Source organism: Neoroseomonas eburnea (assembly GCF_018129005.1).
GTDB classification, from domain to species: Bacteria; Pseudomonadota; Alphaproteobacteria; order Acetobacterales; family Acetobacteraceae; genus Neoroseomonas; species Neoroseomonas eburnea.
Map to the genome: position 1 here is coordinate 449,702 of NZ_JAAEDL010000001.1, position 13,072 is coordinate 462,773.

10 protein-coding genes are annotated in these 13,072 nt (G+C 72.8%); 1 reads left to right on the forward strand and 9 read right to left on the reverse strand.

Going from position 1 to position 13,072, the window contains the following annotated elements; all coding sequences use genetic code 11:
- Positions 1 to 18: 18 nt before the first annotated feature.
- The 8 genes from GXW74_RS02095 to GXW74_RS02130 all read right to left on the reverse strand — a co-directional run bounded on the left by GXW74_RS02095 (position 19) and on the right by GXW74_RS02130 (position 10,700).
- Positions 19 to 2,100 carry a hydantoinase/oxoprolinase family protein gene (locus tag GXW74_RS02095; protein ID WP_211844604.1) on the reverse strand — a complete coding sequence of 694 codons (2,082 nt, stop codon included), beginning with the start codon at positions 2,098 to 2,100 and terminating at the stop codon, positions 19 to 21.
- Complete coding sequence (locus tag GXW74_RS02100; RefSeq protein ID WP_211844605.1) at positions 2,087 to 3,847, reverse strand: hydantoinase B/oxoprolinase family protein; 1,761 nt, start codon at positions 3,845 to 3,847, stop codon at positions 2,087 to 2,089. Before GXW74_RS02100 ends, GXW74_RS02095 begins: the two co-directional genes overlap by 14 nt.
- A gap of 205 nt (positions 3,848 to 4,052) precedes the next feature.
- Entirely contained in the window at positions 4,053 to 5,018 is a 966-nt protein-coding gene (locus GXW74_RS02105) for an ABC transporter ATP-binding protein (RefSeq protein WP_338148109.1), read from the reverse strand.
- Positions 5,011 to 5,970, reverse strand: coding sequence for an ABC transporter ATP-binding protein (locus tag GXW74_RS02110; protein WP_211844607.1), 960 nt, complete (start codon positions 5,968 to 5,970; stop codon positions 5,011 to 5,013). Before GXW74_RS02110 ends, GXW74_RS02105 begins: the two co-directional genes overlap by 8 nt.
- Positions 5,971 to 5,978: 8 nt before the next feature.
- Entirely contained in the window at positions 5,979 to 6,821 is an 843-nt protein-coding gene (locus tag GXW74_RS02115; RefSeq protein WP_211844608.1) for an ABC transporter permease, read from the reverse strand.
- Positions 6,818 to 7,831 (reverse strand): ABC transporter permease, encoded by a 1,014-nt coding sequence (locus tag GXW74_RS02120; protein WP_211844609.1) that lies wholly within the window; start codon positions 7,829 to 7,831, stop codon positions 6,818 to 6,820. The genes GXW74_RS02115 and GXW74_RS02120 overlap by 4 nt, the downstream gene beginning before the upstream one ends.
- A 10-nt stretch (positions 7,832 to 7,841) precedes the next feature.
- Positions 7,842 to 9,434, reverse strand: a complete 1,593-nt coding sequence (locus tag GXW74_RS02125; RefSeq protein ID WP_211844610.1) for an ABC transporter substrate-binding protein — start codon at positions 9,432 to 9,434, stop codon at positions 7,842 to 7,844.
- A gap of 468 nt (positions 9,435 to 9,902) precedes the next feature.
- Complete coding sequence (locus tag GXW74_RS02130; RefSeq protein ID WP_211844611.1) at positions 9,903 to 10,700, reverse strand: enoyl-CoA hydratase-related protein; 798 nt, start codon at positions 10,698 to 10,700, stop codon at positions 9,903 to 9,905.
- Positions 10,701 to 10,786: 86 nt separating this feature from the next.
- On the opposite strand from GXW74_RS02130, the gene GXW74_RS02135 reads away from it, so the two are divergent.
- A complete protein-coding gene (locus GXW74_RS02135) occupies positions 10,787 to 11,764 on the forward strand; it encodes a Gfo/Idh/MocA family protein (protein ID WP_211844612.1) in 978 nt (325 codons plus the stop codon).
- Between the two features lie 5 nt (positions 11,765 to 11,769).
- Here GXW74_RS02135 and pobA read toward each other — a convergent pair whose 3' ends face one another.
- Positions 11,770 to 12,942 (reverse strand): 4-hydroxybenzoate 3-monooxygenase, encoded by a 1,173-nt coding sequence (gene pobA / locus GXW74_RS02140; protein ID WP_211844613.1) that lies wholly within the window; start codon positions 12,940 to 12,942, stop codon positions 11,770 to 11,772.
- Positions 12,943 to 13,072 lie beyond the last annotated feature (130 nt).

A 13,072-nucleotide genomic window follows, 5' to 3' on the forward strand; every position in this document is an offset into this window, starting at 1 on the left:
CGGATTGGCAAGCGGGGCTCAGGCGCGCGTCAGCAGCAGGGCTCCGGAGGGATGCACGGAGGCCGACCAGCCCGCGCCCACCACCGTCGTCGCATCGAGCTGGGTGACGATCGCCGGCCCGGCGAAGGCCGCACCCGGGCCGAGGCGCGCGCGGTCCAGCACCGGCGCTTCGGCCGCGCCGTCCTTCAGCAGGATGCGCTGGCGGCCGACCTCGGCCAAGGCGGCGCTGCCGCCATGCGGGGGCGTGGGGGCCGGGGCCGGCAGGCTGCCGGCGGCCTCGACGCGCAGGGTAACGATCTCGACCGCCACCTCCGGCAGGTCGAAGCCGTAGAGGCCGCGATGCGCGGCGGCGAAGGCGGCACCGAGCGCCCCCGGCGCGGTCCAGGGGATCGCCAGCTCGTGCCCCTGTTCCTCGTAGCGCATCAGCGCGACGCGACGGGTGCGGCGGTCCGTCTCGGCGACCTGTTCCTGCGCGAACCAGGCGGCGGCTTCGGATTCCAGCGCGGCGAAGGCGGCCTCGATGCGGGCGAGGTCGGCGCCTTCGAGCGGTTCCGCAACGCTGCGCGTGAACTCGGCCTTGAGGTCGGCGGCAAGCAACCCCTGCGCGCAGAGCACGCCCGGCGCCGGCGGCACCAGCACGCGGGTGATGCCGAGCAGTTCCGCCAGCGCGCAGCCATGCAGCGGCCCGGCGCCGCCGAAGGGCACCAGGGTGAAGTCGCGCGGATCATGCCCGCGCTCCACCGAGACGACGCGGATGGCGCCGACCATGTTGTTGTCGGCGATGGCGAGGATGCCGCGCGCCGCCGCGTCGAGCGTCAGGCCGAGCGGCTCCGCGACCCGCGCCACCGCCGCCGCCGCCTGCGCGGGATCGAGCGCCATGCGCCCGCCGAGCAGCGAAGGCGGCAAATGCCCGAGCACCATATGCGCGTCGGTCACCGTCGCTTCCGTGCCGCCACGGCCGTAGCAGGCGGGGCCGGGTTCGGCGCCGGCGCTCTGCGGGCCGACGGTCAGCGTGCCGTCGGCGCCGATGCGCGCGAGCGAGCCGCCGCCGGCGCCGATCGTCACCATGTCCACCATCGGCAACGGCAGCGGCCAGGGGCCGACACGGCCGGTCTGGGTCAGGCCGATCTCCCCCTTGGCGATCAGGCAGATATCGGCGCTGGTGCCGCCGATATCGACGGTGATGAGGTTCCCGACACCGGCGGCCGCGGCGACGGCGCGCGCGCCGACCACACCGGCGGCGGGGCCTGAGAGAGCGGTCTGCGCCGGCGCGCGGCGGATCGCGGCGGCGCCGGCGACACCGCCATTCGACTTCATCAGCAGCAGCGGCGCGGCGATGCCGGCCTGTTCGAGCCGCGTCTCCAGCCGCGCGATGTAGGTCGAGACCGCCGGCATCACCGCGGCGTTGAGCACCGTCGCCATGCTGCGTTCGTATTCGCGCACCACGGGGAAGACATCGACCGAAGCGGTCAGCGCCAGGCCCGGCGCTTCCTCGGCGAGGATCGCCAGCGCGCGGCGTTCATGGTTCGGATTGGCGAAGGCGTGCAGGAAGCAGACGGCGATGGCGGCGACCCCGGCGAGCTTCGCCGCACGGGCGGCGGCGCGCACCGCGGCCTCGTCGAGTGGCGCCAATTCGCTGCCATCCGCCGCCATGCGCCCGCCGGCCTCGAAGACCAGCGAAGGCGGCACGGGCCGCCTTGGCTTCACCCAGGCCCAGAGATTGTCGCGCCGCGGCAGGTCGGCGCGGCCGATCTCCAGCACGTGGCGGAAGCCGGCTGTGGTCAGCAGCGCGGTCGGCGCCGTGCGACCTTCCAGGATCAGGTTGGTGGCGACGGTGGTGCCGTGCAGGACGCGGCCGGTCTCCTCCGCGCGGCGGCCGGCGGCATCGAGCGCCAGGCGCACGCCGGTGACGAAGGCCTCGGACGGGTCGCGCGGCGTGGAGGGGGTCTTGGCGGTCCAGGCCTCGCCGGTCACCGCATCCTGCAGCGTGACGTCGGTGAAGGTGCCGCCGATGTCGACGGCGACGATCAGCGGAGCCGGCGCTTCACGCTGCACGCCTTCGGCATCCCGCGATCGCGGGTCGAGGTCACGCGACGGCATCGCGGTATCCGTTCCGATGAAAGAGGCCCGTCGCCGGGCGCCGCGCCCGATGCTCCGCGGTGGCGGCTTCGTCCAGCGCGCCGTTGCGGATGACCACGCCGTAGTCGCGCGCGGCGCGCTCGGGCGAGACGAAGCCGCCGAGCACATCGGCCAGCACCTGCGCAGCCGGCCTGTCGAAGGGATCGCCCCAGCCGCCTCCGCCGCCGGTCTCGATGCGGAACACGTCGCCCCTGCGCAGGATGGTGCCGTCCGACAGCGGCGCGAGGATGCGCTCGCGCTCCGTGCCCGGGTTCACCACCGCGCGGCCGGAGCCGCCGTTCATCCCGCCGGCGACGCCCCAGGGCGGGTTCTTCACGCTGTCGATGCGCACGGCGAGCATCGCCTCATCGGCCAGCACTTCGAACTCGCGGATCACGCCGCAGCCGCCGCGATGCAGGCCCGGCCCGCCGGAATCGCGGTTCAGGCCATAGGCGCGCAGGCGCACCGGGTAGGTCAGTTCCATGAACTCCGCCGGGTAGTTCTCCTGCGCCACGAAGTAGACGGCGTCGGTGCCATCGGCGAAGGGGCGCGCGCCGTAGCCGACGCCGATGCCGTCGCTCATCAGGAAGCGCCTGCCCTCCGCCGTGCCGCGCAGGGCGATGACGACATAGGCGGAATGCGCCGCCGGCGCCTCGCCGTGGCGCGCGACGGCGACCAGCCCGTGCAGCGCCGCCAGCAGGCGCATCATCGTCAGCCCGCGCAGGCCGAGCGGCGCCGGGGCGCGCGGCGCGAGCAGCGAACCCTCGCGCAGCCGCACCTCGTCGATCGCATGCGGCGCGCCGGCGTTCAGCACCTGGCCCGTGGTGCCCTGCAGCACATAGAGGCCGAGCGCCATGCCCGGCACGTCCGGATGCATCAGCAGGTTCACCGGGCCGGGCGCCTGGTCGTCGGTCCCGGTCGCGTCGAAGATGAAGCGGTCGTCCTCGGTGCGCGTCAGCTCGAGGCGCAGCGTGAAGGGGCCGTTGCCGTGGCCGTCGGTGTCGATGGCATCGGCGAAGCGCGTCGTGCCGACGGGGAAGATCTCCTTCAGCTTGCCGCGCACCGTCGCTTCCGTGCGCGCGAGCAACTGTCGGAAGGCATCGGCGAGCACCCACGGCCCGAAGCGGCCGGCCATCTCGGACAGGCGCTTCTCGCCCAGCCGCACCGCGGCCATCAGCGCGCGCGTGTCGCCCTGCGACTGCGTCGGGAAGCGGCTGTTGCGCCAGAAGGTGCGCAGCAGGTCCTCGTTGGTCTCGCCGTCGCGGGCGAGGCGCACCGGCGGGATGATGATGCCTTCCTGGAAATGGTCCGTCGCATCGGGGCTGAGCGAGCCCGGCCGCAGCCCGCCGATGTCCGAGAAATGCGCCCAGCCCATGACGAAGCCGACGCGCCTGCCCTCATGAAAGGCGGGCGCGAGGAAGACCTGGTCGTTGGAATGGGAGACGGCGCCGCGGCTGCCGTAGCAGTCATTGTACCAGTAGAGGTCGCCCTCCCGCATGGTCTCGATCGGGAAGCGCGCGGCGACCGGCGCGACGATGTCGCCGAAGATCGGCAGGTCGCTGCCGACCGCCATGGCGCCCTCCGCGTCGAACAGCGCGGTGTAGAAGTCCTTTTTCTCGCGGATGAAGGCGGACATGGCGGTGCGCTCGAGCAGCGCCTCCATCTCCGCCTGCGCGGCGCGCGCGGCGCCGCGGATGATCTCGAGGGTGACGGGGTCGCAGTGGGTCATGGACATCCTTCGGCGGGAGGGGCTTTGCCCCTCCCGAACCCTCCCCACCAAAGGCCGAAAGGCCTTTGGAAACCGGTACCTGGATCGTACGCCTGCGCCACGGCCGGCGATCCCGCCCCACGGACAGAATCCGGGGGGAATTCACTTTCGCCCCGGTGGGGGAGGCCCGGAGAGGGCGGCGCCCTCTCCAACGCAACCGCACGGCTCACGCCAGCACCCGCCAACGCAGGCACGCCACCGCGTGGTCCGCCGCCGCCACCTCGCGCACCGGCTCGCTCGTCGCGCAGGACGGCGCGGCGTGCGCGCAGCGTGGGTGGAACCGGCAGCCCGGTGGCACCGCGCGCAGGCTCGGCGGATCGCCGGGCAGCGACGGCCCGCTCTCCCGCCCGTCGAGATGCGGCGCGGCGGCGATCAGAGCCCGCGTGTAGGGGTGGCGCGGCTCGGCGAACAGCGTCGCGGCGCTGCCTTCCTCCACCACCCGGCCGAGATACATCACCGCAACGCGGTCGCAGACGCGCCGCACCACCGAGAGATCGTGCGAGATGAACACGTAGGTCAGGCCGAACTGCGCGCGCAGGTCGCGCAGCAGCCGCAGCACCGCCGCCTGCACCGAAAGGTCGAGCCCCGCCGTCGGCTCATCCAGGATCACCACCTTCGGCCGCAGCAGCAGGATGCGCGCAAGGCCGATGCGCCGCTGCTGGCCGCCCGAGAGCTCGTGCGGGTAGCGGTCCGCCAGCGCCGCATCGAGGCCGACGGCGCGCAGCATCCCGGCGATGCGCGCCTGCTGCTCCGCGCGATCCCCTACGCCATGGATGGCGAGGCCCTCCGCCAGCGTCGCACCGACCCGCCACCACGGATCGAGCGCCGCGCCGGGATCCTGGTGGACGTACTGGATGGCATCCCGTGCCCGCCGCGCCGCGCGCGGATCGAGACCGGAGACCACGCGGCCCTCGAGGCGCACCTCGCCCGCGCTTTCCCGTTGCAGGCCGAGCAGCGTGCGCGCGAGCGTCGTCTTGCCGCAGCCGCTCTCGCCGACGATGCCGAAGGTCTCGCCCTCGGCGATGGAGATCTCGACGCCATCGACCGCGCGCACGCCCGCGCGGTGCCGCAGCAGTCCACGGCGGGCGCCGAGTTCGACGACGAGCTGCGACGCCCCAAGGATCTCAGGCACGCAGGGCCTCGGGAATGGCATCCTCGTGCCACGGGCAGGCCACGGCGCGGCCGCCGGGCAATGCGACGAGCGGCGGCGGCTCCACCGGGCAGCCGGAATGGATGATGGGGCAGCGAGGATGGAAGCGGCAACCGCCCGGCTGCGCCGTCGCCGCCGGCACGGTGCCTGGAATGCCGAGCAGATCCGTCGCCCGGTCCGGATGGCAGGCGAGCAGCAGGCGCGTGTAGGGGTGCCGCGGCGCGTCGAGCACCGCGCGCGTCGGGCCGCGTTCCGCCACGCGCCCGGCGTAGAGCACCGTCACCTCAGCGCAGACCGAGGCGAGCACGCCGAAATCATGGGTGACGAACAACAGCGACAGGCCGCGTTCCGCCACCAGCCGGCGCAGCAGCGCCAGGATCTCCCGCTGCGTGGTGACGTCGAGCGCGGTGGTCGGCTCGTCCGCCACCAGCAGCGCCGGGTCGCAGGCGAGCGCCGCGGCGATCAGCAAGCGCTGCCGCTGGCCGCCGGAGAACTGGTGCGGATACTTGCGCAGCGCGGCCTCCGGGTCCGGCAACTGCACGGCGCGGAACAGCTCGACGATGCGGCGCTTGCGGTCGGCGCGCGACCCCGGCGCGTGGCGGCGCATGATCTCGAGGATCTGGTCCCCCGCACGGAACACCGGGTTCAGCGACAGATACGGGTCCTGCGGCACGAAGCCGATGCGCCCGCGGGCAGAGGCCGCCCGATCGGAGAGGATGTCCCGGCCTTCGAACAGGATGGCGCCGCGCGGCGTCTCGCCGCCCTTGGGCAGGATGCCGAGGATCGCGCGCAGCAGCGTGGACTTGCCGCAGCCGCTTTCCCCCACCACGCCGACCGTGCCGCCGCGCGGGACGGTCAGCGAGACATCGTCGAGGATCTCCGCCACCCCGCCTTCCGTCCGCATGCGCACGGCCAGGCCTTCGACCTGCAGCACGGGCGGGCTCATCGCCGGGACCGCCGCAGGCGCGGATCGGCGGCGTCGCGCAGGCCGTCGCCGAGCAGGTTGAAGCCGAGCACCAGCAGCAGGATCGCCAGCCCCGGGAAGGTCGGGAACCACCAGGCCTCCGGCAGGTGCTGCCGCGCCTCGGAGACGGCGAGCCCCCAATCCGGCGAGGGCGGCGCCGCGCCGACCCCGAGGAAGCCGAGGATCGCCGCCGTCAGGATGGTGAAGCCCATGCCGATCGTCGCGCGCACCAGCACCGCCGGGGCCGCATTGGGCAGTACGTGCAGGAAGAGGATGCGCGAAGGGCTCGCACCGATGCCGGCGAGCGCATCGACGAACAGCGCGCTGCGCAGGCGGCGCGTCTCGGCGAAGACGGTGCGGGCGAAGAAGGGCCAGTAGGTCAGCGCCAGCGCCACCATCGCCGAGGCGATGCCCGGCGCCAGCAACTGCCCCAGCGCGAGCGCCAGGATGAGCTGCGGCACGGCGAGGAAGACGTCGGTCACGCGCATCAGCGCCTCCGACAGCCAGCCTTCCTTCCAGCCGGCGGCGAGCCCGATGGGCACGCCGATCGCCATCGCCGCGACCACCACCGCGACCGCCACCAGCAGCGCGTTCCGCGTGCCGAGGATGACGCGGGAGAGGATGTCGCGCCCGAGATTGTCCGTGCCGAAGGGAAACTCCGCCGAGGGCGGCCGCAGCCGCTGCAGCAGGTGGCTCTCGAAGGCGTCGTCCGGATGGGGCGCGATCCAGGGCGCGAAGACCGCGACCAGTGCCGCGAAGACCACGATCAGCAGGCCGAAGGCCGCCACGGGATCGCGCATCAGGTGGCGCAGCGCCGTCATCGCGCATCCTCCGCCACGCGCGGGTCGATCAATGCCTGTGCCACGTCCACGGTGACGTTGACGACGGCATAGACCACGCCGACCACCAGCGTGACCGCGAGCAGCGCCTTGTAGTCGGAGGACAGGATCGCCTGCACCGCATAGGTGCCGAGCCCCGGCCAGTCGAAGATCGCCTCCACCGCCACCGCGCCCGAGATCAGCGCGCCGAACAGCAGCCCGATCTGCGTCACCACCATCGTCACCGCGTTGCGCAGCACGTAGATGGCGGCCAGCCGCACCCGCCCATAGCCGGCGGCGCGCGCATAGAGCACGAAGTCCTTCTGCAGCGTCTCCAGCACGCCGGAGCGGGTGAAGCGCGCGATGGTCGCAAGCCCCGGCAGGCTCAGCGTCACCGCGGGCAGCAGCAGGTGCCGGCAGGCATCGGCGAAGATGTCGAAGCGGCCCGCGACCAGGCTGTCCACCAGCACCAGGCCGGTCACGCGCGGCGGCAGGCCGGTCGCGACATCCACCCTGCCCCGCAGCGGCAGCACGTCGAGGTCCATGGAAAAGACGAGCTGCAGCATGATCGCGAGCCAGAAGGAGGCGATGGCGAGCCCGCCCACCGACAGCAGCCGCACCAGGTGGTCGATCGGCCCGTTGTGGTTCACCGCCGCGAGCAGGCCCAACGGCACGCCGAGCAGCGTCGCCAGCAGCAGCGCCGCGAAGGTCAGTTCCAGCGTCGCCGGCAGGCGCTGCGCGATCTCCTCCGTCACCGGCCGGCCGGAGAAGACGCTGCGCCCGAAATCGCCGGTCAGCACCTGCCGCACATGGATCAGCGCCTGCTCCAGGATCGGCCGGTCCAGCCCGTACTGCGCGCGGATCTCCGCGAGTTGCGCCGGCGTTGCCGCATCGCCCGCCAGCGTCGCCGCCGGATCGCCCGGGACGACGCGGGACAGGACGAAGGTCAGGATCACCAGTCCGAAGAGCGCCGGCAGCGCGAGCAGCAGCCGGCGAAGGATGTAGCGCGCCACCGGCCGGTGCTCAGTTCTCCAGCGACATCAGCCGGATCTCCCCGCCCGAGCCGACCGGCGAGAACTGGTAGCCCTGCACGCGCCGCGTCAGGCCACGCAGGTTGAGCGTGTTGTAGACCCAGATATCCGGGCTGTCGGCGACGATCCGGCGCGTCGCCTGCTGATAGAGGCTTTCCCGCTCGGCGCGGTCGAGGCTCGCGCGGGCACGGCGCAGCAGCGTGTCCACTTCCGCGTTGGTGTACCAGGCGCTGGCCTTCCAGGTGCCGTGGAACTGGCTGTCGTACATCTGGCCGACCCAGTTCTCGGGATCGACGAAATAGGTCGAGACCCAGTGGATCCACATGTCGGGCGTCGTCTCGGCCCGGCCGGTGCTGCCGGTGATGTTCGCCCAGGTGTTCGGCACGATGCGCAGGTTGATGCCGAGCCGCCGCAGGTCGGCCTGGAACATCTGCGCCGCCTGGACGGTCTGTTCGAGCTCCGACTGGATGTGGATCTCGATCTCGCGGCCGATCGGCGCGCCGGCCGCCCGCGCGCGGTCGCAATGCTGCCGTGCGGTCTCGAGGTTGAAGGCGTAGGGCTGCAGGTCCGGCGGATTGCCCCAGAGGTTGTTCGGGTTCGGCCCGCCGTTGCGCACCACGAGCCCGCGCAGGATGACGTCGTTGAAGCCCTGGTAGTTGAAGGCGTGGGCGAAGCAGAGCCGCGCGTCACGGTTGTCGAAGGGCGGCTTGCTGTTGTTCATGCGGATGATGAAGACGCGCATGCTCTCGTCGCGCGCGACGCGCGTGCGGGCGTTGCGGTCCACCCGCTCCACCTGGTCTGTCGGCAGGTAGGAATCGGTCGCGTCGATCTCGCCGCGCAGCAGCGCCAGGACGCGCGTCGAGGTCTCCATCACCGGGCGGGAACGCACCTGCTCGATCGGCCGCTGGTTGTGCGCCCAGCCCATGAAGTGGCCGGGGAAGCGGGCGAGGTCGAGCGACACCCGCGTCTGGTAGTTGGACGGGTCGATCCGGTAGGCGCCGGAACCGGCGTCGTTCGAGGCGAGCCAGGCCGCGCCCCAGTCGTCATTGGCGACATTCGGCGCGATGGCGCGCGGGTTGACGATCGCGACCAGCGGAATGGCCGAGAGGAACGGCGCGTAGGGGCTCGACAGCACGAAGCGCACCGTGCGCGGGCCGGTGGCGGTCACGCTCTCCGGCCGCAGCACCGGCTTGAAGGCGGCGGCGGGCGCGCGGTTCATCGCCAGCAGGCGGCGGAAGGAATAGACGACGTCCTCCGCCGTCATGTCGCTGCCGTCGTGGAACTTGATGCCCTCGCGCAGGGTGAAGTCCCAGGTCAGGCCGTCGGCGCTGGTGGCGTGGCTCTCGGCCAGCCAGGGCACGAGCTGCGGCGGGTTGGCCTGATAGCGATAGAGCCCGTCATAGACGTTGAGCAGGATGAACTGGCTCGGCACGTCGAAGATCGCATGCGGATCGAGCGTCGCGGGCAGCTGGTCGCCCCAGACCAGAGGGCGCTGCTGCGCGAGGGCCGGCGCAGGGGCCACCGCGACGGGCAGCGTGGCGACGGCGGCGGCGAGCAAGGCGGCACGCAGGCGGCGGAAGCCCATCTCTCGGTTCTCCCTGAGACGCATTTCGGGCGGCATGAGAACCCCGGCCGCGGGTGCCGGCAAGCCCCCTGTCGCCACGAAACCGCGCAGGCCGCGCACCGGCATGCCATCGCGCGCGGCAGGATGCATCGGCATGCGGCAGCGATGCGACCCCTGCCCACCCGCTGGCGGATGCCGCATGCCGTGGCGCGACCGTCGGTGCGGGCATGCGGGCATTCGGAACCATGACGCTGGCCGAAACTGCGGCATGAGGCCCTGGATTGCCGCGCTCGGTGCCACGCTGCCGATGCGGTCGGTGGCATCGCCCATGACGCAGCCAGCCGGTGATCGCGCCGATGATCACCGCGAACGCCGCCGGACCGCGTCAGCGACGTCACCTGTCGCCGTTCTCCGCCCTGGTCACGCCGAGCGGCGGCCGGGTGGCGCGGATGCTCCCCGTCGCCGCACAACCCGCGCCTGCGGCGCCGATCAGGATGCCCAGCGCGGCGGCCGCTTCTGCTGGAAGGCGGCGATGCCCTCGCGCGCTTCCTCCCCCGCCGCGCACCTGGCGAAGGCAAGCGCGCCGGCCTCGGCATAGCCCTCCGGCGCGAGCGGACCGAGCGCGGCGATCAACGCCTTGGTCTCGGCGATGGCGCTCGGCGCGCCCTTGCGGATATCGGCCAGCACCGCCTCGACCGCCGCCTCCAGCCCCGCCGCATCGGCTGCCACCTGATGCACGAGACCGAGACGCAGCGCTTCGGCCGCGTCGATCACGTCGGCGCGCAGCACCAGCCGGGTCGCCGCGCTGCGGCCCATGCGGCGCACCAGCCAGGGCAGGATCTGCGCCGGCACCAGGCCGCGCAGCGTCTCCGGCGCACAGAACCGCGCATCCGCCGAAGCGATGGCGATATCCGCCGCGCAGACCCAGCCGAGCCCACCCGCATGCGCGGCCCCCTGCACCGCGGCCACCACCACCTTCGGCAGGGCGCAGAGCCGGCGGTAGCGCTCGCCGATCTTCCGGTTGCGCTCCTGCGCGGCTGCGAGGCGCTCGGCCTCGCTCTCCTGCGAGCCCACCTCGCCGAGATCGAGCCCGGCGCAGAAATGCCCGCCGGCCCCGCAGAGCAGCAGGACGCGGCTTTCCCGGTCCGCCTCCAGCGCGTCGAGCGCCGCATCGAGCGCCTCGCCCATCGCGCTGTTCATGGCGTTGCGGCGCTGCGGCCGGTTGAGCACCAGGCGCGCCACGGCGCCATCCAGCGTCAGCAGCACCGGCGTCTCGGCTTCGGACATGCATTCCCCTTTCGATATGTGCACGGAGGATAGACCGCGACGCCAAGGGCGGCGATACAGGCGCCCGCCTCGCGGAGGGAACGGACATGGCGGATCGGATCGGCCTCGGCATCGTCGGCTTCGGCATCATGGGCGAACGGCTTGCCCGCTTTGCCGCGGATCATGAGCAGGTGCGCCTCATCGGCGTGTGGGACCCGGCGCCCGAGGCCGCGGCGCGGCTCGCCGCCGCGGTGCCGGGCGTGCCGATGCTCGGCTCGGCGGAGGAAGTGATCGCCGTCTGCGACTGCCTCTACGTCGCCTCCCCGCCGGCCTTCCACCTGGCGCATGCCAAGGCGGCCTTCGCCGCGGGCAAGGCGGCCTTCCTGGAAAAGCCGCTGGCGGTGAATCCGGAAGAAGCGCGCGCCTTCGTCGCTGCCGCGGAAACCTCCGGCGCACGCGGGGCGGTGAACTTCCCGATGGCGTCCTCGCCGGCGGTCGCGCAGTTGACCGCCTGGCGCGCGGCCGGCGCCGTCGGCACGCCGCGGGAGCTCTCCGTCACCGTCGCCTTCGCCGGCTGGCCGCGTTCCTGGCAGCGCGACGCAGCGTCGTGGCTCGACAAGCCGGAACAGGGCGGCTTCACGCGGGAAGTCGTCTCGCATTTCCTGTTCCTGACGCGGCGGCAGCTCGGGCCGATGGTGCTGGAGGCCGCGCGCGCGACCTTCGCCGTGCCAGGCCATTCCGAGACCGCCATCGCCGCGCGTCTCACCGCCGGCGGCGTGCCCGTGGCGCTGTCGGGCGGCGTCGGCACGACGCTCGCCGACGACCACAATGCCTGGGTGCTGGAAGGCCCGGCCGGCGCGATCCGCCTGCGCGACTGGTCCTTCGCGGAACGCCGCGGCGCCGACGGGGTCTGGTCGCCCGCGCCGGACGCGCTGCCGAACGAGCGCATGCGCCCCATGGTGCTGCGCCGCCAGCTCGACGGCGTTGCCGCCATGACGCGCGGCGAGCCGCACCACCTCGCCACCCTGCGCGAGGCGCTGGAGGTGCAGGAGGTCGTCGAGGCGGTGCTCGCCGCGCGGGGCTGAACGGTTCAGCCCAGCGGCAGGCCGACGTAGTTCTCGGCCAGCGTGGTCTGCGCGGCGACCGAGCCGGCGAGGTAGTCGAGCTCCGCGATGCGGATGTGCTCCTCGAAATCGTCCTGGCCATCGTAGCGGTGCAGGAGCTGCGTCATCCACCAGGAGAAACGCTGCACCTTCCAGACACGGTCCAGGCAGGTGGCGGAGTAGCTGTCCATCAGCGCCTCCCCCCTGCCGGCGAAGAAGGCCTCGAGCGCGCGCACCAGCACGCGCACATCGGCGATCGCGAGGTTCATCCCCTTCGCCCCGGTCGGCGGCACGATGTGCGCCGCGTCGCCGGCGAGGAACAGCCGGCCGTGGCGCATCGGCTCGGCGATGAAGGAATGCATGGCGGTGACGCCCTTCTGCAGGATCGGGCCGTCCTCAAGCTCGCCGTCGCGCGCGCCGAGGCGCGTGCGCAGCTCCGACCAGATGCGAGCGTCGGACCATTGCGCGAGGTCCTCCCCCGGCGCGCATTGCAGGTAGAGCCGGCTGATGCTGGTGCTGCGCATGGTCGCCAGCGCGAAACCGCGGGTGTGGCGGGCGTAGATCAGCTCCTCGGCCATCGGCCGCGCGCGCGCCAGGATGCCCAGCCAGGCGAAGGGGTAGACGCGATCGAACAGGCGCAGCTCGCCGCCGGGGATCGAAGCGCGGCTGACGCCGTGGAAGCCGTCGCAGCCGGCGATGACGTCGCAGTCCAGCGCCTGGTCGCGGCCGTCATGGCGGAAGGTGACGCGCGGGCGGGCGGTGGCCAGGTCGTGCAGCGCCACCCCCGCCGCCTCGAACAGCAGCGGCAGGCCGGCGGCGAGGCGGATGGCGATCATGTCCTTCACCGCCTCCTGCTGGCCGTAGATGGTCACCACCTTGCCGCCGGTCAGGCCGGAAAGATCGATGCGGTGGTCCCGGCCGCCGAAGCGCAGATGCAGCCCGCGATGGACCAGGGCTTCGCGGTGCAGGCGATCGGCGACGCCGGCCTCGCTCAGCGTCTCGACGGATCCCTGTTCGAGCAACCCGGCGCGGATGCGGCCCTCGACATGGGCGCGCGACCGCGCCTCCAGCACCACGCTGTCGATGCCGCGCTGATGCAGCATCTGCGCCAGCAGCAGCCCCGCCGGCCCGGCGCCGATGATGCCGACCTGGGTCCGCATGCCCGCTCCCCCCTTTCCAGGCGGTATGGGCGATCGGGCAGCGCCGATGCAAGTGCGCCGATCGGCGGGCCCGCGTGGTCGGATTGGCGACCCTGCACTGGACGGAGGAAGCCGGCCCCGTCACTTGCGG